Annotated in this window: 20 protein-coding genes and 1 pseudogene; 9 read left to right on the top strand and 12 right to left on the bottom strand. The window is 57.4% G+C overall.

Going from position 1 to position 24,955, the window contains the following annotated elements:
* The first annotated feature begins 86 nt into the window (after positions 1-86).
* Positions 87-1,046 carry a GGDEF domain-containing protein gene (locus HQL76_08000; GenBank protein ID MBF0109100.1) on the top strand — a complete coding sequence of 320 codons (960 nt, stop codon included), beginning with the start codon at positions 87-89 and terminating at the stop codon, positions 1,044-1,046.
* Positions 1,047-1,057: 11 nt separating this feature from the next.
* Here HQL76_08000 and HQL76_07995 read toward each other — a convergent pair whose 3' ends face one another.
* On the bottom strand, positions 1,058-2,983 hold the full coding sequence (locus HQL76_07995) for a TolC family outer membrane protein (protein MBF0109099.1): 1,926 nt from the start codon (positions 2,981-2,983) through the stop codon (positions 1,058-1,060).
* Positions 2,984-3,330: 347 nt separating this feature from the next.
* Between HQL76_07995 and HQL76_07990 the strand changes: the two genes are divergently transcribed.
* The 3 genes from HQL76_07990 to HQL76_07980 are packed head-to-tail and all read left to right on the top strand — an operon-like array spanning position 3,331 to position 9,451.
* Complete coding sequence (locus tag HQL76_07990; protein MBF0109098.1) at positions 3,331-5,082, top strand: ATP-binding cassette domain-containing protein; 1,752 nt, start codon at positions 3,331-3,333, stop codon at positions 5,080-5,082.
* Positions 5,083-5,087: 5 nt separating this feature from the next.
* A complete protein-coding gene (locus HQL76_07985) occupies positions 5,088-7,253 on the top strand; it encodes an ATP-binding cassette domain-containing protein (GenBank protein ID MBF0109097.1) in 2,166 nt (721 codons plus the stop codon).
* Complete coding sequence (locus HQL76_07980; protein MBF0109096.1) at positions 7,250-9,451, top strand: HlyD family type I secretion periplasmic adaptor subunit; 2,202 nt, start codon at positions 7,250-7,252, stop codon at positions 9,449-9,451. Before HQL76_07985 ends, HQL76_07980 begins: the two co-directional genes overlap by 4 nt.
* On the opposite strand, the pseudogene HQL76_07975 reads toward HQL76_07980, so the two are convergent.
* From HQL76_07975 to HQL76_07950, 6 genes and pseudogenes are all read right to left on the bottom strand, one after another.
* Positions 9,452-9,746 (bottom strand): annotated as a pseudogene (locus tag HQL76_07975) (type II toxin-antitoxin system ParD family antitoxin).
* Positions 9,747-9,757: 11 nt separating this feature from the next.
* Complete coding sequence (locus tag HQL76_07970; GenBank protein ID MBF0109095.1) at positions 9,758-10,771, bottom strand: D-alanine--D-alanine ligase; 1,014 nt, start codon at positions 10,769-10,771, stop codon at positions 9,758-9,760.
* Complete coding sequence (locus HQL76_07965; GenBank protein ID MBF0109094.1) at positions 10,768-11,739, bottom strand: D-alanine--D-alanine ligase; 972 nt, start codon at positions 11,737-11,739, stop codon at positions 10,768-10,770. Before HQL76_07965 ends, HQL76_07970 begins: the two co-directional genes overlap by 4 nt.
* A 19-nt stretch (positions 11,740-11,758) precedes the next feature.
* A complete protein-coding gene (locus HQL76_07960) occupies positions 11,759-13,060 on the bottom strand; it encodes a KamA family radical SAM protein (protein MBF0109093.1) in 1,302 nt (433 codons plus the stop codon).
* A gap of 287 nt (positions 13,061-13,347) precedes the next feature.
* On the bottom strand, positions 13,348-13,539 hold the full coding sequence (locus tag HQL76_07955) for a hypothetical protein (GenBank protein MBF0109092.1): 192 nt from the start codon (positions 13,537-13,539) through the stop codon (positions 13,348-13,350).
* A 114-nt stretch (positions 13,540-13,653) separates the two neighbouring features.
* Positions 13,654-13,953: a DUF2312 domain-containing protein gene (locus tag HQL76_07950; protein ID MBF0109091.1), complete on the bottom strand. Its 300-nt coding sequence runs from the start codon at positions 13,951-13,953 to the stop codon at positions 13,654-13,656.
* 177 nt (positions 13,954-14,130) lie between these two features.
* On the opposite strand from HQL76_07950, the gene HQL76_07945 reads away from it, so the two are divergent.
* The 3 genes from HQL76_07945 to HQL76_07935 all read left to right on the top strand — a co-directional run bounded on the left by HQL76_07945 (position 14,131) and on the right by HQL76_07935 (position 17,776).
* Complete coding sequence (locus HQL76_07945) at positions 14,131-15,864, top strand: hypothetical protein (protein ID MBF0109090.1); 1,734 nt, start codon at positions 14,131-14,133, stop codon at positions 15,862-15,864.
* A 233-nt stretch (positions 15,865-16,097) separates the two neighbouring features.
* On the top strand, positions 16,098-17,150 hold the full coding sequence (locus tag HQL76_07940; GenBank protein MBF0109089.1) for a toll/interleukin-1 receptor domain-containing protein: 1,053 nt from the start codon (positions 16,098-16,100) through the stop codon (positions 17,148-17,150).
* Complete coding sequence (locus tag HQL76_07935; protein ID MBF0109088.1) at positions 17,147-17,776, top strand: hypothetical protein; 630 nt, start codon at positions 17,147-17,149, stop codon at positions 17,774-17,776. The genes HQL76_07940 and HQL76_07935 overlap by 4 nt, the downstream gene beginning before the upstream one ends.
* Before the next feature lie 89 nt (positions 17,777-17,865).
* Here HQL76_07935 and htpG read toward each other — a convergent pair whose 3' ends face one another.
* Entirely contained in the window at positions 17,866-19,794 is a 1,929-nt protein-coding gene (gene htpG, locus HQL76_07930; protein ID MBF0109087.1) for a molecular chaperone HtpG, read from the bottom strand.
* A gap of 127 nt (positions 19,795-19,921) precedes the next feature.
* Entirely contained in the window at positions 19,922-21,442 is a 1,521-nt protein-coding gene (locus tag HQL76_07925) for a 4Fe-4S binding protein (GenBank protein ID MBF0109086.1), read from the bottom strand.
* 176 nt (positions 21,443-21,618) lie between these two features.
* Here HQL76_07925 and HQL76_07920 point away from each other — a divergent pair, with 176 nt between their 5' ends.
* Positions 21,619-22,656, top strand: a complete 1,038-nt coding sequence (locus tag HQL76_07920; protein MBF0109085.1) for a deoxyhypusine synthase family protein — start codon at positions 21,619-21,621, stop codon at positions 22,654-22,656.
* Between the two features lie 60 nt (positions 22,657-22,716).
* On the top strand, positions 22,717-23,277 hold the full coding sequence (locus HQL76_07915; GenBank protein MBF0109084.1) for a hypothetical protein: 561 nt from the start codon (positions 22,717-22,719) through the stop codon (positions 23,275-23,277).
* Between the two features lie 68 nt (positions 23,278-23,345).
* On the opposite strand, the gene HQL76_07910 is transcribed toward HQL76_07915, so the two are convergent.
* The 3 genes from HQL76_07910 to HQL76_07900 form a co-directional block, all read right to left on the bottom strand.
* A complete protein-coding gene (locus HQL76_07910) occupies positions 23,346-23,675 on the bottom strand; it encodes a nucleotidyltransferase domain-containing protein (protein MBF0109083.1) in 330 nt (109 codons plus the stop codon).
* Positions 23,676-23,726: 51 nt separating this feature from the next.
* Positions 23,727-24,008, bottom strand: coding sequence for a DUF2442 domain-containing protein (locus HQL76_07905; protein MBF0109082.1), 282 nt, complete (start codon positions 24,006-24,008; stop codon positions 23,727-23,729).
* 201 nt (positions 24,009-24,209) lie between these two features.
* Complete coding sequence (locus HQL76_07900) at positions 24,210-24,947, bottom strand: hypothetical protein (GenBank protein MBF0109081.1); 738 nt, start codon at positions 24,945-24,947, stop codon at positions 24,210-24,212.
* Between the last annotated feature and the right edge of the window lie 8 nt (positions 24,948-24,955).

The raw sequence follows: 24,955 nt of genomic DNA, 5'->3' as shown, positions 1-24,955 counted from the left end.
CGAAAGAAAAGATGAAACATGGTTTTTCAATGGGGTTGCGGATACCATCGGACGATTGGGATCCTTGCCGATTGTCGGAGAAGACCATGCTGCGAAAGGCCATCGAACAATCCGTCCTTTTCAGGGATGTGCATCCCGACCTGTTGTTGCAGACACTTTCCGACTGTCCCATGAGGGCCGTCGATACGGGAGAGGTATTGCTCCAGGCAGGGACGAAAAATGAAACGGTCTACTTCCTGGTCATGGGAACACTGACCATTCATCTGGAAACACCGGAAAGTCCCGCGATCCGTGTCGTCGGTCCCGGTGAAACGGTCGGGGAACTCTCCCTGATCGGTTCGACCCTGACCTCGGCCTGGGTTCTGGGTGGCGCTCCATGTCAGGTGATCGCCATCAGTCAGGAAACGCTGTGGCATTTGATCAATCAGGCCACCCGGATCGCCAGAAACCTGCTGCGGATCATTTCGGGCTGGATCGTCTCGGGCAATCGGAAAACCATTCTCCAGAACAGGCAGATCGAAGAGTTGGAAGGAATCGCCCGCGTCGATGGTTTGACCGGGGTCTACAACCGCCGCTCCTTCGATGAGGCCTTTCAACGCCTTCTTTCCCGCTGCCAGGTCGATGGCACACCGATTTCGATGGTAATCATCGACGCGGATCATTTCAAGAGATACAACGATACCCAGGGACATCTGGCTGGCGACCGCGCCTTGATCGCCTTGGCCGCGGTCATGACCGAAACCATCCGCCCCGGCGATTTTGCTGCCCGCTATGGCGGAGAGGAATTCGCCGTGATCCTTCCCGAAACCAGCCCTGCCGACGCCGCCAAGGTCGCCGAACGGATGCGTCGTTCCATCATGAACCGCACCATTCGCATGCCCGATGGGACTGTTTTGCCCGGATTGACCGTTTCCATGGGAATTGGTTCGTCCCCCCCAGCCACCACCGTTCAATCGATCCTCAAGGAGGCGGACGAACAATTGTACCGGGCCAAACAGGAAGGGAGAAATCGCGTCTGCCGCCAGGAACTGCCCGACCGAGGGTGATGGGGTTTCGATCACCTGCCCGGTTCACGGGGAAGACCGTTCCTGGAATGCCGGTCCGAAGCGCCAGATGTCCCAAGGGCGGAATCCTGGATCATCCCAAGAAAGACGGCCTCTTCCATCGTATCGGTTGCCCGCGATTCCCGTTCCGGCGTGATGCGCGTCAGGGACAGATGGGTCCCCGAAGGGGGAATGGCGGTCGCGGTCACGAAGGCGGGGATCGATTCTTTTTCCTGGAGTTTCTTCAAGGCCGCTGCCGCTTCCTGGCGGCTGGAATAACTTCCCGCCCAGACCAGATGCCAGATCCGTCCCTGGGAATCCCGCGATTCCTGAACGAATACCTCATATCCAAGTCCAGTCAACCGCTCCACCAGGGGGTCGCTGGAAGACTCCTCCATGACGCCACCCACCTGAATCGAAAACGGAAGCACTATCGGGTTTTCATTCTTTTCGATCTGACCAACGTAGTCGATGAGGGCATTCTCGGCCTGTCCGTTCCAGGAAGGGATCGTTGAATCTTCATCGCTGGTCCATGGGGTTGTCCAGGGCAGCGGTTGTCCCTGTTTTTCCCGGACCTGGGCGACCATGGTAGCCATGTTCATCGACCGGCTTGTGGCAACGGCAGGCAACTCCTGGGAAAACCGGTGGATGACCTCGGTCAGAAGCCCCATGTTGGAAAACAGTTTGCATGCCGACAAAACCTGTTTGTATCGTTCCTCGATCAGGGAGCGCCGGGCAATGAAGACATCGTTCAAGGCGTTGAGGGCATCCAGATGCGACCGCGTTCCCAGGGCCTCCTCTTCCTGATACCCCAGGGCGACCCGCTCCTGAACCAGAAGATTCTTTTCCATCAACGGCACCTGCCGGACCGCATTCATCACTTCGTGCCAGGAGGCAGCCACATCCTTGATGATCCGTCGCCGTTCCTGTTCCAATTCCTCCTGGGATTGATCGACCCGCCGGGTCGTTTCCCGGTGGCGCGCCCAATCGTTGCCCCCTTGAAACAGATTGTACTGCAATTGCAGCATGGCCGAGGCGCTCTTGGTGTAACTGCGGGTCCCGGAAACATTGGCATTGTTGCCCAGGTCCATTTCCAGATTGAGCCTGGGCAAAAGGTTGGAAACCGCCATCTTTTTTTCCGCCACCGCCGCATCCAGATTCGCCTCCGACCCCTGAAGGGCCGGTGCGTGGGCCAGTGCCAACCGGTTGGCTTCATCAAGGCTCTTGGGCAGAAGCGACAAGCCAACCATGGGAAGGGTCAGGTTTTCCGGGGGACGCCCGATCACCTCCTGGAAACGGGCTTCGGCTTCTTTCAGTTTCCGCACCGTCCCTTCTTGTTCGGAACGGGCCATGACCAGACGACTGCGGGATTGATTGGTCTCGATGTCGGTGCCGACGCCAATGTCCTTGAGTTCCTCCATTTTGGCGACAATCTGCTCATGCGTGGCCACTGCCTCTTCATTCACCTTGAGCAGTTCGCCCTGCTTGAGGGTTTCCAGATACACCTCGATCGCTTCCAGAACAACCGCAAGGGTGGTTTCCTGCAAACCCGCCTCCGCCGACCGGGTTTTGGCCTTGGCCTGTTTCAGGGAATGGACGGTATTGAATCCTTCGAACAGGCTTTGGCGGACCGATACCCCCAGTTCCCCCCGATCCAGGGCATACCCCCCCTCGATGGCCCGGGTCGTGGGACTGGAGGTCCATTCCCGGCCTGTGCCAGCATTGACATCCACCCGCGGCAAAAATCCCGAAAACGCCTGGTCGATCCGTTGGCCCCATGCCAAATGATCGTTCACCGCAGCCAGAATCCTCGGATTGCCCGCCATGGCCGATCCGACCGCATCCTCCAGCGTCTGCGCCTGGAGTTCGGACAGGGGAATCCATACCAATCCTAAAGCGATGGGGATGGAAATCCGAAACAGTTCAATACCCTTTTTCACGTTTTGATCACAAGTCCCAGGTCGAAGCGCTGGAGTGCCGTTTCCGGACCTCCATGGTTACAATTAATACAAGCAACAACCATGCCGTGTAAGTCGAATTAATTGAATTAACGGTCTCGCCGTCGGACCGGACGCGGGACGGCCCTTGGAAATCGGTTTGCCAACGTCTTGAACTTCCATGCGTCGGCGCTGCATTCATGTTAATCTGTATTCACATGTAAACCGTGGGAGAGGAACCTTTGCATGACGATGAAACAGAGGGAAGAAAGGGCGCGGCGGGTGAAAATCGATCGTTTCATGACGCCTGGAACGTCCGGGGACGCACACAGGGATCTTGATCAACCGTCATGAGTGGCAAGGACCGATTTTTCTCCAACGAAGGATGGCCGGCACGGTTGACGCCGTTTTCGATGGTGTCCACCGTCCTGGGAGACCTGTTTCTGGTCTCCTTCATGATCAATCTGTTGGGTCTCGCCCTGCCGCTCACCCTGTTGCAGATCTACGACCGGATCCTGCAATTTCAGGCGCTGAGCACCCTGGGCCTTTTGATTCTCGGGGTCAGCATCGCCCTGATCTTCGAGGGCATTCTGCGCATGGGGCGGTCCTATATCGGCGCGTGGCTCGGGGCGCGCTTCGAACATCTGGCGGCATGCAGCGCCATGGAACGCTTCCTGACGACCAATCTGGCGGCGTTCGAACGGGATGGCGCCGGTGTTCATCTGGAACGGCTCAACGCTCTGAATATTCTCAAGGATTTCTATGCGGGTCAGGCGGTCACGGTCATTCTTGACCTTCCCTTCGTCGCCATCTATCTTGCCCTCATCTACCACCTGGCCGGAGGATTGGTCCTGGTGCCGGTGGTCGTCTTTCTCCTGTTTGTCCTCTTTGTCTGGTTGATCGGCGAACAATTGCACAAACTGGTCGGGGCCCGCATCGAATCGGATGACCGGCGGATCAACTTCATCATCGAAACCCTGGGGGGGATCCATGCCATCAAATCCATGGCCATGGAAGCGATGATGCTCAGGCGTTACGAACGCCTGAGCGAGGCCTGCGCCAAGGGGGCGGAAGATGTCGGCATCCAGGGGGCAGACTCGCAGAATATCGGATCGTTCTTCGCCCAGGTCTCCATGGTCGGAGTCGTCGCCTTCGGCGCGATCATGGTGGTCTCTCAGGAACTGACGATTGGCGGTCTGGCCGCCTGCACCATGCTCTCGGGACGGGCGCTGCAACCGTTGCAGAAAGCGGTCGGAATCTGGACCCGTTTTCAGACCATCCGCCTGGCCAAGGGACGGGTCGCAAAAATTTTCGAACTCCCCGCCGACCACAGCGCCGACAAACCATCCATCCCCAACATCGAAGGTCGCCTGACCCTGGAAGGGGTCTCCTTCGGCTTTTCCCCGGACAAACCACCGCTGCTGCACAACTTGAACCTTGATGTCGCTCCGGGAGAAATCATCGGCATTTCGGGAGACAACGGCAGTGGCAAAACAATCCTTTTGTGGCTGATGATGGGCGCCCTGAAACCCACCTCCGGGCGGGTCCTGATCGACGGCCATGACCTGGAAACCCACAACACCCGAAGCCTGATGGACAAGGTGTCCTATCTGCCGCAGGTGGGAATGCTGTTCCGGGGAACCATCCTCGAAAACATCCACATGTTCCGCAATCAATTTCTCGATGAGGCGATCCGGACCGCCAAACTGCTGGAACTGGAAGAATTCGTCGCCAAGCTGCCCAAGGGCTTCGAAACCGTCATCGACGATGGCGCCGACGAATCGATTCCCCGGGGGATCAAACAACGGATCACCCTTGCCCGATCCCTGGTGACCCATCCCAAGGTGGTCCTGTTCGACGAGGCCAATACCGGCATCGATGGCCGCGGCGATGAAAACCTGAAAAATGTCCTCCTGGGAATGAAAAACAAGGCAACCATCATTTTGATCAGCGCCAGGCCGTCGTTGTTGAATCTGGCGCACCGATCCTTTCTTTTGAAAAATGGAACGCTGATCCCGAAACCTCCACCGCCGCCCAAACCCGCCGCCGTGGCCACGGTTGCAATCGGTGAAAAATCACCGGTGACGGGAGTTTCTTCATGACAGGGATGCCACAAAACCGGGACACGGAACTCGAAGCCATTGCCCGAAATCTTAAACCCAAGGATGGAGTGGGTGGATTGTTGGCCGAATTCGGGCAGATGTCCGATTTTGGCGCCTGCATCGTCCCCCTGCTCATGGCCATCGGCTATCGTGGCGACTTTCGCCATGTCGCCGAATCCCTGCCGCACTTTGCCGAAACCCTCGACCTGACCGGCTTTCGCAACATGATGGCCAACATGTCCTATATCAGCCGCGAGGGGCGGCTGAACATGGCCAGACTCGATCCCCGTCTCCTTCCCTGCCTGTTCGTCCCCGACCATGGCGGCGTCCTGGTGCTTTTGAAACGAAGCGCCGATTCCATCATTTGTTTCAACGGAGAATTGCGTCGCGTCGAACGGGTCCCGACCCACTCGATTTCCGGACGGGCCTTTTTTTTCAAATTGATGGACCTGGAACACTGGGAAGCGACACAAGTCCGTCTCGGATGGTTCCGGATGATTGCCGAACGCTTTCGCGACATCATCACCCTGATTCTTCTGGTCACGTTTGCCATCACCATTCTTCAGGTGGCGACCCCCTTGTTCGTCATGTCGGTTTATGACCGGGTCGTCGGCAGCCGTTCCATCAACACCTTGATCAATCTGTTGCTGGGGATCGCCTGTGTCATCTTCTTCGACTGGGTGTTGCGCAAGGTGCGGACAAAGATGCTGATGTATGTCGGATCGCGTCTTGATTCCATCGTCAGCAATGCCATTTTCATGCGTATTCTTTCCCTGACCCCCAGTTTTACCGAACGGGCGCCCATCGGCGCCCAGGTGTCCCGAATCAAGGATTTCGATACCGTTCGCGAATTTTTTACCGGACCCTTGATGATGGTATTTTTTGAAATGCCATTCACCATTGTTTTCTTCATTGTCATTGCCATCCTCGGCGGCAATCTGGCCCTGATTCCGATGATAACGATGGTCCTTTTTGTCGCCCTGTGGGCCATCATGATGCCGCTGGTGACCAACCATGAGGCGAGAAGCCGTCGGATGGCCTCGAAAAAACAAGAGTTTGCCGTCGAAGCCCTGGGAAAGATCCGGGGCATCAAATATGCGGGGATCGAAAAAATCTGGCTCGAACGATACCGGGACCTGGCCGCCGAATCGGCCATGACCAACTTTCAGACCGCCATGATCAACGCCACCGTCAACACCTTCGCCCATGTGTTGATCGTCGGCTCCGGCGTCGCCACCATCGGCACCGGAGTGTTCAAGGTGCTGGAGGGGACCATGACCACGGGTGGGCTGGTCGCTGCCATGATCCTGGTCTGGCGGGTGTTGGGACCGATGCAGAGCGCCTTCATCGCCATGACCCGCCTCGAACAGGTCCGCACGTCGATCAAACAGATCAACAGCCTCATGAGTGTCGTCCCGGAACGAAAGGAACATGCCCCCATCGAACCGATCAAGCAGTTCGAAGGGTATGTCTCCTTCGTTCGGGTCAGCATCCGCTACACCCCCGAATCGGAACCTTCGCTCATGGGGGTTTCGTTCGACATCAAACCGGGGACCATCGTCGCCGTCATCGGGCGCAACGGCTCGGGAAAATCGACCGTCGTCAAACTGATCGCCGGCCTTTATCAACCGCAGGCGGGCAGCATCCGGATCGATGGTCAGGACATTCGCCAGATGAATCTGATCGAACTGCGCCATGCCATCGCCTATGTCCCCCAACGCTGTTCCCTCTTCTACGGAACCATCAAACAAAACCTGCTGCTCTCCCATGCCACGGCCTCGGACGAGGATGTGGAACGGGCGTGCCGGATGGCGGGGGTCTACGATGAAATCATGGCCCTGCCACAAAAATTCTGGACCCGGGTTGGCGACCAGAAGGCCACCAATCTGCCATCGAGCATGATTCAAAAACTCTCCCTGGCCCGGGCCTATCTCAAGCCGGCGAAAATCATGCTTTTCGACGAGCCGGCCAATACACTCGACTGGGAAGGGGACCAGGCGTTCATGAAGGTTGCCCGTTCCCTGCGTGGTGAACGGACCATGTTCATCGTCACCCATCGTCCCAGCCATATTCGCATGGCCGATCAAATTCTTTTCTTTGATCATGGCTATCTTCGCCTGGCCGGAACCCCGGAACAGGTACTCTCGAAAATTCCTTCCGACCTGGTATGAAAACCGAATCCGAAAAAAATGCACCCTCCGTCGAATCGGGACTCCGGCAGGATTCAGAGCACCGGGAAAACGACGCCAAACATGGGATGGCAATCCGGCTTGGACAAAAAAAATCGGCCCCCACCGAGGAAAAACAGCCGCGGCAACCGGTACCGGTCCGCCCGCGTACCCTTTCCATGAAGGTGGGTCGTTCCGCCCCCCCGGAAAACCGACAACCCCTGACCAGGGAACCGGAGCGGAAATCGATCGTCATTCCGAAAAAGGAAGACCGGCCCGATTCCGGATCACGGGATTCTTCGGAGGCGCGGAGGCCGGTCACGATTTCCCGTCCACGCGACAACCCACCCGCCCCCGCCGTCAGGACACGCCAGCGAACGACGCGCCGCATGCAGCCCGTGACCAGCAGGGAAACGACCGCGAAACCGGCCCCGGTCCCCGAAGGACCGACGCTTCCGCCATCCCCTTCCAGTCCTCCGGGAAAAACGATTTCCGCGAAGGCCAGTCCATCCCGATCTCCGGAACCCGCGTTGGTTCCGGCCCGACCTTCACCGCCAAGGTCGGACCCTCCCTCGGCCAAACCGGCATTGATCGCCCCGGCGGACCCTGCGGTCCTCCTCGCGTTGGCAAACCCGCCGACACCATCTCCGGTGACCGTGGCGCCCCATGCGGTCGTTCCGTCCGCCTCCGCACCCCCGCCATCGTCCCCGCCCATGGCCCCACCACCGGCCCCGGCGGTCGTCGCCGCTCCGGCAAACGGGGGAAATTCGGGGAGCAGTGTTCAAAAAACAGAGGAAAAACCCGATTGGTTGACGATGACCCGGCAGGAACCCGAATCCTTGCAATCACTTCTGGAGCCGGAACCGGAAGAGATTACCCGCCTGAAACAGGGCTACAAACAACATCGATTCATGGCGCAATCGGTCATTCTCGAAGAATCGGGCCTTTCCCTTCAGGTTCGATCGGCGATGCTTGCCGTTTCTCTGGTGATCGTGGCCTTTTTTGTCTGGGCCTCCTTTTCCACCATGGATGAAATCGCCTCCACCATGGGACAGGTGATGCCTTCAAGCCCGGCGCAACAGATACAGCACCTGGAGGGGGGAATCATTCGCGAGATTCTGGTCCAGGAAGGTCAGGTCATCAAGGAAGGGGCCATCATCGTTCGACTGGATACCGAGGCGGTCCTGGCCGATCTGAACCAACTCAATGCCAAGAAAGCCTCGTTGAAGGCCCAGGAGATTCGCATTCGCGCCTTTCTTTCCGATACCGCGGCCGATTTCAGCCCCATCGCGCCACACCACCAATCCCTTGTCCTGGGCCAGAATCATCTTCTTCTGGCCCAGCGTTCCGCCCTGGCGAGTGAACGGGGCGTCCTCGAAACCCGTATTTCCCGGTCGCGGTCGCGCATCGAAAATCTTCTGGAGCAGCAAAAAAACATCGACGTCCAGAAAACCTATTTCTCCCAGGAACTGGAGATGAAACGACAAGGATTCGAGAAAGGCGTCGTCTCAAAACTGAACTACCTGACCATCCAGAAAGATTTGGGACGCACCGAGGCGGAATGGGTCCGGGTTCGGGGAGACCTGACCACCGCCAAAAAAGAGTTGGAGGAGGCGGTCGGCGACCTGGATGAGGTGCTCAAAAAATCACGGGAGACCAATCTGCGGGAACTGGGGACAGTATCCACGGAACTGGCCCAGGTCGAGGAACAAAGCCGCAGACTCGTCGATCGCGCCAACCGTCTTGAGATTCGCTCGCCGGTCTGGGGGGTGGTGAACAATCTTCAGGTCAAAACGGTCGGCGGGGTGATCGCTCCGGGCGCGTTGATCGCGGAAATCATTCCCATGGATACGACGCGGCGCGTGGAAACCAAGATCAGTACCCGAGATATTGGCCATGTCGCCGTGGGACAATCGGTGACCGTCAAGGTCACGACCTATGATTTCGCCCGTTATGGCGGGATCAATGGCATTCTGGAATCCATCTCGCCAACGACGTTCAAGGAACCGGAAGAAAAAGAACCTTTTTATAAGGGGATCGTGCGCCTGGAAAAACCCTATGTGGGGTTCAACGACAGGAAAAATCCTGTCCTTCCGGGAATGACAGTGCAGGCGGACATCGATACCGGATCGAAAACATTGATGGAATACATGCTCAAACCGATTTATGCCTCGATCAACAAGGCGTTTCGCGAGCGGTAGTCAGTTGTGTGCCGCGGAAGAAAGGATGGCAGGTTTCATCGGGGAAGAGGCGCTTCTTCGATGATCCTGTTCCGCTTCGGCCATGACGTCATCAAGGGAAGTGACCGCCATTTCTTTCCGTTTCTTCCCGAACCACGTCCAGCATGGCATTGAACCGGGTGCGCCGTTCCTCCCCTTCCTGAAGCAAACGCAGGGCACTGCGAACCACATCGCCGAGGTTGTTGAACCGTCCACGTTCCACGCAGTCGCGTGCGAAAAATTCAAGTTCCGGGGTGAGTTGAATGTTGGCAGCCATGAAGCACCTCTTCAACACTTCTGAATCCGGGAAGCGGCCTGGGCCGCATGAAGCAAACGCTCGATCAATTGATCATAACCCAGTCCTGAACGAAGGACCGTAATCACAAAACCGGCGTCCGAAGCGATGCACGGATTGGCGTTGACCTCCAGAATCCAGGGTTTTCGGTGCGCATCGACCCGGAAATCGACCCGGACATAACCCGTCATGTCAAAAAAACGCCAAACCTCAAGCGATATGCGTCGCAGTTCATCCAGGAGTGGCCGATCCTCCTCGGGGAACTCGAAACGGCGTGGGGTATGGTTGAATCCAAAGCTGGACGCATCCCACTTGGCGGCATAATCGACGATCCGGATTCCGTCGTCGGGATAGCCCTCGAACAACATTTCGACCGCCGGAAACACCTCTCCCCCGGAAGGCCCTTGAACAATCGAAAGATTGAACTCACGGCCCGCCACATAACGTTCGGCAAAACACGCATGCGCGGCATGGGCCGACTGCCATGCGAGGGCCTGGGCGACCTGCGATGCCGGCATGACCGAATTTTCGCTCATGCCCAGGGAACCATGTTCCCAGATCGGTTTCACGATCCAAAGGTCATCGCCCGCCAACCCCTCTCCGGTCAGGGTCCATGAGGGCGTCGGCAACCCCGCCGCTTCCAGGGCCTGCTTGCAGGCGCACTTGGAATTGACCACCTCCTGAACCGCTCCGGAAACCCCGGTGACAGGAACGCCAAGTCGCTCCAGGACGAAGGCGGCCTCATGGGCGCGACGCCCCACGCCACCCAATCCCTCGACCAGATTGAAGATGACCCCGGGGTGCCAGCGACGCAGAAGATCGATTTCGCGCAACTCGGGACCCAAGGCAAGAATCGGGGCATCGAAACCAAGGCGGGTCACACTGTCCGCCACCTGACGCGCCTGCAATCGGGTATCCTCCTCGTCCGGACTGTCGCCCCAGGCACCATGAACAACGGCGACGACACGGTTCCTTGGACAAGAAGAAAAACCACCACTCCCGGTCATAGACGTTGCCGTCCCGCCGCAAGGATCCTGCCCATGAGGTCATCGTAGGTCACCCCGGCCAGACCGGCGATGATCGGCAGATCGGAATGGGTCCGGTGGAGTCCGGGCAAGGGATTGGCTTCGAGGAAACAGGGATTGCCGGCAGCATCGCAACGAAAATCGATGCGGGCGACATCGCGACACCCCAAGGCCAGAAACGCCGCCTGTCCCAAATGCACGATCCGGTCACCCAGGAAACCCGTCACCAGGCGGTAGGAAACCCGATCCTCGCTCAATTCCTTGTTGGTCATGGTGTAGACCTCGGCATCGGCCTGATCGTTCAGGAGGATTTCCATCACCCCCAAGGGTTCGGGCCTGGGACCGTTGCCGATCAACCCCACGGTGAATTCGCGACCGGAAAGAAACGTTTCCACCAACACCGGCTGACGAAAGCGTTCCAGCTTTGCGGCAACGATGCGTGGCAGGGATTCCCGGTCGCGAACCAGGGATTCCAGGTCGCACCCCTTGCCCGTCCCCTCGGAGAGGGGTTTGACGAACAAGGGAAAGGGCAAATCGATGGCAGGGAGGTCATCGAGCGAGGAGACCACGCGCCACGGAGGGGTGGGAATGCCCGAGGAGTGGATGACCCGTTTGGCCATGGCCTTGTCCAGGGTCAGGGCCATGGTCAGGGGATCGGAAAACAGATACGGCTGATCGAACATTTCCAGAACCGCCGGTACCTGGGCCTCGCGACTGCGCCCGCGCACCCCCTCGGCGATGGAAAAAACCAGATCCCATCGCGCCCCATCGGCCAGACGTCGCGCCAGCTCGCGACCTCTGCCAACCCTTTCGACCGTGTACCCCAACCGGAGCAACGCCCCTTCGATATGATCCAGAGTCTCCCGGGTGTCGAACTCGACGACCTCCTCCGGGCTGAACCCTTCCCGGAGGTAGTCGTCGCGCAAATCATAGACAAAACCGACACGCATGAAGGCCATCCTTTGGGAGTCAGGAGGGATCACCCGCCACCCCATCGGGATAGCGGCAGGTCCGGCCCTGATAGTTGGTCAACAGCAGATCGCCATTCTCGTGTTGCAACGGCATTCCCGGAAGAACGGGAATCTTGCCGCCATTGTCCGGGGCATCGATGACATAATGGGGCACCGCCAACCCCGAAGTGAAACCGCGCAATTGACGGATGATCTCCAATCCCTTGGCCACCGGGGTCCGGAAATGGGACGAACCGGGGATCGGGTCGCATTGATAGAGGTAGTAGGGCCGGACACGGTGACGCAGCAGGCCGTGGTACAGCCGTTTGAGTGTTGGAGCATCGTCATTGATCCCCGCGAGGAGGACCGTCTGCGCCCCCAGGGGAAGGCCAGCGTCCGCCAGACGACCCAGGGCGACCGATGCTTCCGGGGTCAATTCATCGGGATGGGTGCAATGAATGTTGATCCACAACGATTTGAAACGCCCCAGAAGCGCCGTCAGGGCCGGGGTGATTCTCATGGGCAGGACCATCGGCACCTTGGTGCCGATCCGCAGGATTTCGACATGGGGAATATCGGCCAGGCGTTGCAACAGCACCCCGAGTTCCTCGTCGGCGAGGGTCAGGGGATCACCGCCCGAAATGACCACGTCGCGAATCCGGTCGTCGCCGGCGATATGATCGACCGCCTGCCGCCAATGTTGCCTGAAACCCTGGGTTTTTTCATGGGCATGCGTCCCGACCATGCGCGAGCGGGTGCAATAGCGGCAATAGGTGGCGCACTGCCGGGTCGCCATGAGGAGAACCCGATCGGGATAGCGATGGACAAGGCCGGGAACGACCATCCGTTCCTCCTCTCCCAGAGGATCGATCAGTTCCTGTTCGGATATGTTGCGCTCGTCACCGACGGGGATGTGCGTCCGTCGCAGGGGATCGTTGCCGTTTTCCGGGTCCATCAACGAGGCATAATACGGCGTCAACGCCATGGGAAGTTTGGGTTCCCCGCGGCGAAAGGCCTGCATTTCATCGGCGGTCAGGTGAAACAGATGTTGCAGATCCTTGACACGGCGGATCCGGTTTTTGAGCTGCCAGCGCCAATCGCTCCATTGTTCCGGAGAAACATGGGGATAGTGGCGACTGCGAAATTGTTGGCTGCGTTCGTTTTCGGGGAAGGTGGGCGAAAGCCCCGGAAGGGAGTGGCAAAAGCCCGAGAGCGGTTGTGGATTTGGGGCAAGAGCGGCCAAGCCCCCTGCGGGAGGTTTGTCTTCCTGATCACCCGAAGGCTCGTCGTCATCACCGTGACCCTCATTGGCATCGATCATGCCACGGCGGGACAACGAACGGGCCGTGCTGAAAGCGCTCGCGTAGTTCATGGTTGTTTTCCTTTGGTACATTGCGAAAGCCAAAGACACGCTCAGTCCGGCGCCCACGGCCAGACCGAACGACCCATCATTATCTGGCTTACGTATAAGTCAATCATGGAAAGGTTGACAAGGATTTCCTTCGACTGGAACATGAATTTTTTTTCACGGGTTTCCTTGGGGCCGGGAAGCTGTCGAACTCCATTCATTTCAATACTTTCTTCCTGATTGCCACGGCCATTGGCAGTTCACCGGTCCCGGCGCACCCGATCCCGGGAATGGCCTTGTGTACGCGCGGCACTGTCCTGAAGGGCGGTCAAACGCTCATACAGGGTCAGGGCGTTTCTGAAGCTGGCGATTCCGGTGACGAGGGTTTGCCCTTCGTCCAGGTCACGGATTTTGTATTCCCGTTGATTGGCGACGATCGACAATGATCCCATGGGACGTCCTCCCGTCAAGAATGATTGATTGACGAACAGGATTCTTGCATCAATCGCGCCAGCTTAAGGAACCGATCGCGTTTCGCCCCCCGCCCCTTCAAACGGGTTGGGGGGTCACGCCATGCCCAGGGCCTGTTTGTAGAGATGCAGGATGGTTTCCTCTTCTTCGATGTCGTTGGGATCACGTTTGCGCAGGCGGACGATGAGACGCATGATCTTGGGATCGAACCCCTGGGATTTGGCCTCGGCGTAGACATCGCGGACCTGGGTGGCCACTTCCGCCTTTTCCTCTTCCAGGCGTTCGATGCGATCGATAAACCGCAGCAGTTGATCGGCGGCGATCTCCTCGGTGCCAATCTCCAGGGAATCCTTTGGCGCCCCGTGGCTGGTACTGTCAATCACTTTCAAATTCATGTTTCAATCTTTCGATAGGGTATTGGCGGACCGAAGACCGTCAGGATAACGGCCTCGGAAATGGTTTGCCAGTCTTTACCCCGGTCTTGTGACAGGGTAGGATGGACAAATGCATCACATCAGCGGATGGCATTTACGTTCGTGATACCATGACACGTCCTTTTCTTGGAGAATTTGATGTCTCTTTCGCAACCGATCGAGGAAATCCTGCCTCTTCTGCAACAACATATCCGCGTTTTGGAGGATGTTCCCAACAACACCAAGGCCGGCTTCATGAACATTGCCGAGCACATGGGCGATTTTTCCGCCAGTTTTGCATCGAGCGCCAGCCGCGCCATTACCATACGGGAACGAATCGGTGTTCGCGAGAGCGAAATGGGCCTGACCGATCTCAGGCTCAGTTTGCGGCAAATCTATCGTGAAATCACCGGTGTTTTCGACTCCATCGAGGTGTTGGTCAAGGACAAGGAGGTCTTCACCCGGGACATGGAACAGATCACCGACTGGGGTCTGCGCCTGGAGCAGGATGCCCATCTGCCGTTGATGGTGGACCAGGTGCGCGGACAAGGACGGGACGAACTGGAACGGCAAACCCTCGGAGCCATCATCGACAGCCTGATGCGGCAGATGCGTCCCCTGATCGGCGAGGTTGCCTCTTCCTCCCAGGAGGCCAGCGACATCATGAACCATCTGACACGTCGCATCGTCGCCGACCTCGACTCCTCGCGGTACAGCCTTGAAGTCCTCAAGAAAAACACCTCTTCCAGCCTCAAACGGATGAGCACCGCGGTCAAAAGGCTTGATGGCGACTGTTCTTCGATCGACAGTCAGACCGAAGGGGTCAACGAAATTATTTTCGAGATGGTCCAGGCGATGCAATATGACGATATTTCGTCGCAACGGATCAGCCATGTCGTCGTCGCCCTGAAAGGGGCCGAGGAAAAACTGAAGGGACTGGCTACCGATCCCGATCCCACGACCCGACTGCGCTGGTTCGTCCTGGCCACCCGGATCGGCAGCGAACAATTGCGCTCGATCATCGCCGACCTGATCCACGCCGTGGGGTCCATGCACGACCAACTGACACGGATTTCCGACATCGCCGAAGGACAGAAACATTGCATCACCGGGGCCCAGGGGCTCAGCATGGAGGTGCGCCGCGATTGTGCCGAAATCGGTTATCACCTGCATATGCTGCTGCGTCTCGGGGTGTTCGACGAAAATCTTTCCAACGATGTCCTCAAAACTCTTTCCCGGGCGGAAAATGCCATTTTCCAGGCCAAACGCGCCCTGGACATGCTGACCATGACCAGCGAACGGCTGGAACACCTGGTCATGGGACTCGATACGAGCCGCAATGGCCGACTGGAAAACCTGGCAAAATCGGTCGCCGACATTTCGCGAATGATCAAGGTCGAAGGAAAGGAACGGATCGCCCAACTCCTGAAATCCGTTGACAAACTCCAAGAAATCACCATGTTCTTCTCGGAGAAGACCGCGCCCAGGATCATGCGGACCAACAGCCTGCTGCGCCGCCTCCCCCTGATCCTGCAACAAATCGAGTCCACCAACACCGACATCCGCTCGATGATGACCGAAAATCTGGCCGAATTCCGCACCATCGTCATTCAGATCATGCTGTTGTCGGCGGAGATGACATTTCACAATTCCATCGAGAAAAAATTCACGAAGATCCTCGATCAACTGGAAACCATCAACACCAAAGTCGCAGGTCCCGAAATCATGGCGGGACTCGAAGGAAACCTTCAGGAACTCGCCAAGGAATTCAAGGATCTGGCCGACATGTACACCATGGACAGCGAACGTCGCATCCATGGCGAGGTCCTGGGGGAAAACGTGGACATGTTCGGCGAACCGACCCAATCCGAGGATAGCATCGAATTGTTTTAGGTGTGAAGGATGAATGGACGGCAAACCCATCGTTCATGGCCCCACATTCCCGTCTTCAAGGAAATCTCAAGATGAGTCCCTCGCGTCACGCATACAATGTGCTCTTCCTTGGCGCCGCGGACTCCTGGAGAACGGAAATCTGGAAGTCCTTTCTTCGGAAAGGCAGATCCCTGGGGATAAACAATCCTGAAACCTGGATGCGTCTCTGGCTTCCACAAGAGTTTGCTAACCACTTGGAACAATGCCGGCAAACCGCCGCCCCCATTCTGTTGCTGGCGGTGGTCTACGGTGGCCACTCCTCCCGCCCCGACCAGGATCTTCTGCAAACGGTCATGCGACTGGGATTGCCGCTCTTTCCCGTGGTCAGCCGCAATGACCTCCAGATCATCCAGGCCGAACTGCCCAAGGAATGCCAGGATTATCAATGCGTCTTCCAGGATGAATCCAATTGGCGGCAAAGGCTGGTCAACGGACTGTTGGAAACCTTCTCCCTGCTGCGAGACAAGCGGAAGGTTTTCCTCAGCTACAAGCGGGACGATTCCGCCGCCATCGCCGAACAACTTTTCGACGCCCTCAACCGGCGGGGGTATGATGTTTTTCTCGACACCGCCGAAGTGGTTCCCAGCACCCCGTTTCAAATCCAACTGATGCACCAACTCATGGATTCGGATCTGCTGCTTCTGCTGGATTCCCCCAACCTCGGGCAAAGCGAATGGGTACAAAAAGAGTTGCAGCAGGCCAAGGAGCACGGCATCGGCATCTTGCGTTTGCGTTGGCCCGAAGTGGACGAGTCGCCCAATCAAGACAATAGTTTCATGAAAAGCATTGACCTGACGCCTTCCCAACGAATCGCCACTCCCGGCCATACTCCCAGGGAGCATCGCCTCGACCCACTCCTGGTAGCAACCTTGGCCGATGCGGTGGAAGAGATGCGGGCCCAGGGAGTTGGTCTGCGCTTTCTCAAGCTGTATGGCTATTGCCGGGACCGGGCACGAAAATGGAACCTCACCCCCGAAACGCTGCCCAACGAAATCAGACTCCACGCCAAAACAGGGTCTCCCCGACGACTGCGTGTCGTAACAGGACGTCCAGAGAGCCAAAATTATCATGATCTCTTCCTGATAATGGCAAAATGCAGTCTCTCTCCCGAAAACACAGCCCTTTTCTACAATGGATCGGGAATGGATCCCCGATGGCGCAGCCATTTGGACTGGCTCAACCATGAATTGCCGGTCCGGGCCGTGGAACAAAACTCCCTGGATCGATGGTTGCGAGGTACTTCATGAACTCCAAAGCTGTTTTTCTCTCGGCCAGTCTTCCCGACCCCGAACGCCCCCCGTATTACTCCGACACCGACCCCCAGGCAATGCGTGACGCCGTGTTGGCCTTGGCCCAGGAAACCTCCATCCGAGAAATTCCCCTGATCTACGGCGGACATCCTTCCATCACCCATTTTATCGCCCAGTGGGGCGATAAAATGGATCGAATGTCCCACATTAAACTTTACCTTTCCCGCCATTTCGAGGCAAAATTCTCCCCCGAAATCAAAAAACACTTCGCGTCCCTCCATTTGGTTGACCGGGTTGTGCGGGATGAGAACAACCCCTTTGCCCAAATCAATCTCGAAGCCAGTTTGACCCACTTTCGCCAAACCATGATCCGTGAAAACAAGATCGGCCTGGCTGTCTTCATGGGCGGAATGAACGGCCTTGAAGATGAGAAGGAACTGCTCGCCGAGTTCCATCCCGACGCTGTCATGATGCCCTTGCCCTATCTGGGTGGGCAAACTCGAACCATTTTTCCCATGAACGAGATTGCCCCCCTGGTCCAGGAAGCGTTTCGCCAGAACGTCTCCCCGGCAGGTCGGTTCGCCGATGTTTTGGACCATTTATGGAATTTCCCGAACGGATGAAACCCGGAGGGCAATCCACTTCAAGTAAAATATACAGCCTGGGAAGGGAACCCATCCCCCCCCAGGCCGGTCGTGCCGATGCGAATGGACTACGAAACCATTTCCAGAAGGAGCTTGTTGAGCTTGCGGATAAAGCCGGGTGGATCATCGAGCTGGCCCCCTTCGCTCAGGATGGCCTGATCGTGGAGAATGCGGCCCAGATCGTTGAAGCGCTCTTCGTTGGCCTCGTTTTTCAGACGGTTCACCAGGGGATGACCGGGATTGAGTTCCAGAATGCGACTCGCGGTCGGAACCGTCTGCCCCGCCTCCTTGAGAATTCGCGCCATGGTGGCGCTCATGTCGTGTTCCTCGCTCACGAGGCAGGCGGGTGAATCGGTCAGGCGATGGGTCAGGCGGACCTCCTTGACGGTCTCTCCGAGGCATTTTTTCACCCGTTCCAGAAGATCCTTGTAGTCTCCCTCCTTTTTCTCCAGTTCTTTTTTCTCGTCCTCGTTTTCCAGCTTGCCCAGGTCCAATCCCCCCTTGGCGACCGATTGCAGGCTTTTTCCCTCGAATTCGGTCAGATGGTTCACCAGCCATTCATCGACCCGATCGCTCAACAACAACACCTCGATCCCCTTCTTGCGGAAAATTTCCAGGTGGGGACTGTTCTTGGCGGCGGCGAAACTTTCCGCGGTGACGTAGTAGATCTTTTCCTGATCGGGCTTCATCCGCCCAAGATAATCGGCGAGGGATACCGATTGTTCGTCGGTATCGCCATGGGTCGAGGCAAACCGAAGCAGTTTGGCGAGCTTGTCCTTGTTGGCGTAGTCCTCGATGACTCCCTCCTTGAGAACAAGGCCGAAAGTTTTCCAGAGTTGCTTGAACTTGTCGGGTTCCTTTTCGGCCAGTTCCTCGAAAAGGCCGAACACCTTGCCGACGGTCCCCTTGCGGATGGCCTCGACGAGGGGATTGTGTTGCAGGATTTCGCGGGAAATATTGAGGGGCAGGTCGGAAGAATCGATGATGCCGCGGATGAACCGGAGATAACGGGGCATCAATTCCTTGGCCCCTTCCATGATGAAGACGCGGCGAACGTACAGTTTGACCCCATGCTTGCCGTCCCGATCCCACAGATCGAACGGGGCCCGCTTGGGCACGAACAGGAGAAGGGTATATTCCTGTTTGCCCTCCAGACGGACATGAAGGTGAGTCAGGGGTTCCTCGAAGTCATGGGAGATGTGTTTGTAGAACTCGGTATATTCCTCGTCCTTGATGTCGCTCTTGCTCCGGGTCCACAGGGCGGAAGCCTTGTTGACCGTCTCCCATTCGGGGGCTTTTTCCTCCTTTTCCTTCTCCTTCTCCTTGTCCTCGTCGCTCTTGGAATAATCGGGTTTGATCATGAGGATGGGCCAGGAGACATGATCGGAAAACTTGCGAATGATCGAGCGCAGCCGCCAATCATCGAGAAAGTCCCCATGGTCGTCGGCCAGGTGGAGGACGATTTCGGTTCCCCGTTGTTCCTTGTCCACCGATTCGACGGTATATTGGCCATCCCCAGCCGATTCCCAACGGACGCCCTGATCCCGCGCCAGACCCGCCTTGCGGGTCGTCAGGGTGACGGAGCGGGCGACGATGAAGGATGAATAAAAACCAACCCCGAACTGCCCGATCAGATGGGCATCCTTGGCCTGGTCGCCGGTCAATGATTTCAAGAATTCACGGGTTCCGGAACGGGCGATGGTGCCAATGTTGGCGATCACCTCGTCCTTGTCCATACCGATGCCGTTGTCGGTGATGGTGACGGTTTTGGCATCCTTGTCGAAGGTGATGCGGATGTCCAGATTGGCATCGTTTTCATACAGGGGGGCGTTGGACAACGCCTGAAACCGCAGTTTGTCGAGTGCGTCCGAGGCGTTGGAAATCAACTCCCTGAGAAAAATCTCCTTGTTGCTGTACAACGAATGAATCATCAGGTGGAGCAGTTGCGTCACCTCGGTTTGAAACGCATGGGTTTCTTTATGTTCGACATCGCTCATGATGGCCGTCAATCCCTTGTCAAGTGGTCCAACATCTGGAAAGAACTTACGTTACCCCTTGGATATGGCCATTGGCGGATGGTTTGGCAAGGGGTCTTGGAGCAATAATTTGGTCGCGGGGGGAAAATCACGAAGGGGCGGCGGTTGGCCGGGTGGATTTCAAAAGCATGCGGTTGGTTTTGGAGCGGCTTTCACCCACCGAGGAGACGCGAACCGCGGCCAATCCCGAGACGGGACATTTGTTTTCGCAGATGCCGCAACCGATACACAGGTCGGGGGTCAGGAAAGGTTGTTTGAGGGTGATCGACGTCCCATCGCGATGGGTCATGGTGACTTGGCGGGTGCCGATGGCCTTTGGGGAGGTCGGGCAGACCTCCTCGCAGACGATGCAGGGGACCTCCATGGACCAGGGGAGGCAACGACCCTGGTCGAAGAAGGCAGTGCCGAGACGGATGGGAGCGTCGAAGGGGGGACGACCGAGTTTTTCGTTGATCGACAGCGGACGGATGGCCCCCGTGGGACAGACCAGACCACAGAGGACGCAATGGTGTTCGCAATAGCCGATGCGGTTGATGAGGATCGGCGTCCACAATCCCTCGAATCCCCCTTCGAGAAGGGCTGGTTGCAGGACATTGGTGGGACAGACCCGCATGCAGGCGGCGCATTTGATGCACCGGCGGGAAAAATCCTCTTCTTCGAGCGATCCGGGGGGGCGGATCACCGCCGACTGATCGAGGGTCACCGCGGATACCGACCGACGCATCAACGGCAGCGCCACCACCGAACCGACGGCGGTTTCCAGCAGACGGCGACGGCTCACGTCCAGGGGTTGATGGATGCTGCTCGATTGTTCCGGCAGTCCATAATGCAGCGCTCCGGAGGGACACTGCTCGATGCAGTTCATGCACAGATGGCATTCGGACCGGCGCCATGCCGCATGGGGGTCGCACCCGCCCTGGCAGAATTGCAGACATTTGTTGCAGCCGTTGCATCGTTCGACATCGCGTTGGATGCCAAAGGGGGCCCATCGCGACAGAACCGCCAAAAGCGCCCCCAACGGACAGAGAACGCGGCACCAGAATCGCGGCATGAACCGGTTGGCCAGAAGAATGGCGAGAAAGATCACCGAAATCACCAGACCACCATGAAAAATCGGCCCCTGGGCATAAATGCCAAGTCCCGCCCCATCGAGCAACGGCAACCCCGCCACCGTCATCGAACGATAGATCAGGGCGATGGGATCGAACAATCCGGTTTGCAGTCCCCCCGCCATGGCGACGAGCAACAAAAAAACCAGAAGATAATATTTGACGCGAAACAGGGGCCGATAGCCATTGAGCCGATGGCTTTCCGAAGGACGCACCCCAAAAAAACGCAAGCCGAACAGTTGATTCATGATCCCGAGCGGGCAGATCCAGGAGCAGAAAAAACGTCCCAGAAACAGGGTCGGCACCAGGATCACCAGCGAAAGAATCAACCCCTTGTACAGCGTCCAACTGGTCAGCAATCCCCCCAGGGCAACCAGGGGATCGAGTTCCAGAAAAAAGGAAATGTCGTACCCTTTCATCCGCCGAAAATCGCCCAGAAGCAGAAAAAAAACAAACAGGCTGAGAAAAAAGGCGGCGTACATGCGCCGGATGGTTCGCAATCGGGGCACGGGAAGGGTCATCGATGTGTTCCACACTTCGGGAGCGTCTCTTGGAATGGCTTTGGAAAGGTGTTATATTGGCATCCAAGCATGGTAAACCTTACCCTGGGGCAATCCCCCAGACCTCTTTTTTCTTTTCAATAGTTTTCCGATACATTCAATAGGGATCAAGCGCCATGACCAGGGCAGAATCTTCGGGACGGATGCCCATCCTTGAATTTTTACTACGCAACTATAAAAACTTCAACGCCCGCGTCACCCGCGACGCCACCCTGGCCTACTGGCGGCACATCGAGTCGGGGGGGCGCATGTTCTGGGCGATGGCGGGGGCGATGTCTTCGGCGCAGTTGGGGATTTCCCTGGCTCCGGCGATCCGGGCGGGCCTGGTTCACGGGCTTTCGGTGACCGGGGCCAACCTGGAGGAATCGTTGTTCCGTCTCGTCGCCCATGATCATTACCGCGACTTTCCCGACTACCGCTATTTCACCAAGGAGGACGACACCCGGATTCTTGAAGCGTCGATGCGCCGCGTCACCGACACCAGCATTCCCGAGGATGAGGCCTTTCGCGCCGTCGAAAAAATTCTCGTGCCGATGTGGCTCGATGCCGACCGTTCGGGACACCGGCAGTTCTGGCACGAATATTTTTATCAGTTGATCCAGGCGATCGGACCCGAACTTTGTTCAGGGCGGCCCGAGGAATGCTGGCTCCTGGCGGCGGCCAGGGCGCATCTGCCGATGGTGGTCCCCGGCTATGAAGATTCGACCTTCGGCAATATTTTCGCCTCCCACGTCCGCACCGGAGAATGTTCCGCCGGCATCGCCAAATCGGGGATCGAGGCAATGTCCTGGTTCTATGACGAATACCGGCGTCTGTCGTCGGGACCGGGAATCGGTTTTTTCCAGATTGGCGGCGGCATCGCCGGTGATTTTCCCATCTGCGTCGTGCCGTCGATCAAGTATGATCTGCAACAACCGGTCAAGCCGTGGTCCTATTTTTGTCAGATTTCCGATTCCACCACCTCCTATGGATCCTATTCGGGGGCGACCCCCAACGAAAAGATCACCTGGGACAAACTGACCGCCCATACCCCCATGTTCATCATCGAATCGGATGCCACGATCGTCGTCCCCCTGATGCTCCAGGCCCTGCTTGAATGCCATGGGGATCCCAAAGGGGCCAACGCTTTGATCGCGGCAGCCAGCCCATCGTGATCCGAACCGGGTCCGCCGCAATGGCCCCCCCCCCCCGATCCGAACGCAGGATTCTCCCTGTTGGAGCTGAGCCTGGTTCTGATCATCATCACCCTGCTGCTGGGGACGGTGTTGCGTGGCGAAAGCCTGGTGGAGGAGAGCCGTCTGCATCGCCTGGCTCTGGATCAGGCGGCCATCGCCACGGCGGTTCGGTCCTACGCGCGGTTGTATCACTTCATCCCTGGCGACGATCCCAAAGCCCACGAACGTTGGCCCGAGGCGGAAAACGGCAACGGCGATGGCCGGATTTCGGACCGATCCTCCGAGGAAACTCAGGTCTGGCGGCACCTGCGCCTGGCCCACCTGTTCATTCCCAAAGTCGTCAACCAGGGAATCGCGCAACACATTCTCGGGGGGGACTACCATCTGATCCACCAACCCGCCCGTCTCCCCGATCTCGCGTTGTGCATGGATCAACTCCTCCCCGAGCAGGCCGCTTCCTATGACAGCCGTCATGACGACGGCGATGGCCGCGAAGGCAACATACGCAACCCCGGCCCGATCCAGGACGACAACGATTCCCCGCCCCGCCCCTGGCCACCCGCCGAAGGGGGAAGGGTCCGCATGTGCGTTGGATTGTAACCCGTGGAGCAGGGGAGAAAACCTGGCGGCAATCTTTTTCCGCCATGGTGAGAAGAATACGTCCCTGTTCAAGTTCCTTCATAAATCACCTTGCCCTCGCGCAGAGCAGTAGCCACAACATGATTGATGGAGGAACGCCATCGTTCAACTTCGTCCCGATGATACAAAAGAATATCCTTGGAGCAGCGAACACCGGTGATGGCCTTGCGGATGGTCTGCATCATCTGCCAGCGTTGCGCATTGCTGAAATGTCGTGAAACGATAACCAGCAAATCCACATCGGAATCGGGTCCGGCATCTCCCCGTGCCTGGGAACCAAACAGAATAATCCGATCCGGATGGATGGCCTCGGCGATGCAAGCCCCCATGAAGATCAATTCGGTGTCGGAAATGGTCATGGTCGATGCTCCATCATTCGGACCTTTCGTCATGTAACGATTCACAACCCCTCAGGCTGATTTCGCGATGGGAGGTGATTGCCAGACCGGGGTTTTTCCTGTCACCAACCAATCGACATACTCTGGTGCCAGATCGAATCCGCAGGGCCAAGCCAGGGTGGGCCATTCATCAAGAAAGACACGGCGAAACTCTTCCTGGTTGCGCAAGGGCGCAGCGCCAGGGGTGGAACGCACCAGTTCTGCCCGATCCGCCACCCCGCTTTCACCCGAGTTGAAGGTCAAACGCAATCGATCGTCATCCAGATATTCCACGGATTGCACGACGACAGGCACGGCATTTTTCCGCACACCAACGGGGAGAACGTTGTGAAATTCTTTGCTTTTCCACGAGGAGCAAGACAGCGACCAAGCACAGCCGCCAGCCCCCACCCGGTCTGCTTTCCCCTGCCTTTGGGAGGCTTCAACAGATGCCGTGCGATTTTTACCATGAATACGAAGGTATGCGTCGCTCAGGGAAAAGTCAATAATTCAGTATTATGTGTTCGTTATTTCCCTAATGAAGTCAGCAACTTGCTGCGCTTGTTTTTCCCAGCCCATCTTTCGAAATCCCGCATGCGCCACGTTCAATACCTCAAGGGCGCGATCCTTGGCGCCGATGCCAGCGAGAACCTGCCCCAACAAAACGCCAATGGCGCCCATTCCATCAGGCCGACCCAGACGGCAAATCCGCTCGAATGCCTCCTCAAGGTCTTTCAAAATCTTGAGGAAGTCCTCCCTGGTGGCAGGACCCATCCTCAAGCGCAACCGGGCACAATTGAAGATACCATGAATAAGACCGTCTTCGTCCTTTAGTTTCTCAACCAATGGGCGCCGTTCTTCGTGAAGCCGGAGTGCGCCCGCCAGATCGCCTTTAGCTGCCAGTATTGCCGCCAACTTACCCTTCGTCACCGCGATGGAGCGAACATCTCCGAGACGTTCATAAACCGGGAGTTCCTCCTCGGTTCGGACGCGAAAGGCCTCATCCAATTCACCTCGGCTATAGAGTATGTCCGCCAACTTACCCTTCGTCACCGCGATTTCGCGAACATCTCCGAGACGTTCAAAGATCGGCAATTGCTCCTCGGTTCGGACGCGAAAGGCCTCATCCAATTCACCTCGGCTATAGAGTATGTCCGCCAACTGACCCTTCGTCACCGCGATTTCGCGAACATCTCCGAGACGTTCATAAACCGGGAGTTCCTCCTCGGTTCGGACGCGAAAGGCCTCATCCAATTCACCTC

This window comes from Magnetococcales bacterium, assembly GCA_015228815.1.
Taxonomy (GTDB): Bacteria; Pseudomonadota; Magnetococcia; order Magnetococcales; family UBA8363; genus UBA8363.
Note: the sequence above shows the minus strand (reverse complement) of the source record. Positions and strands in the feature narration are given on the sequence as shown.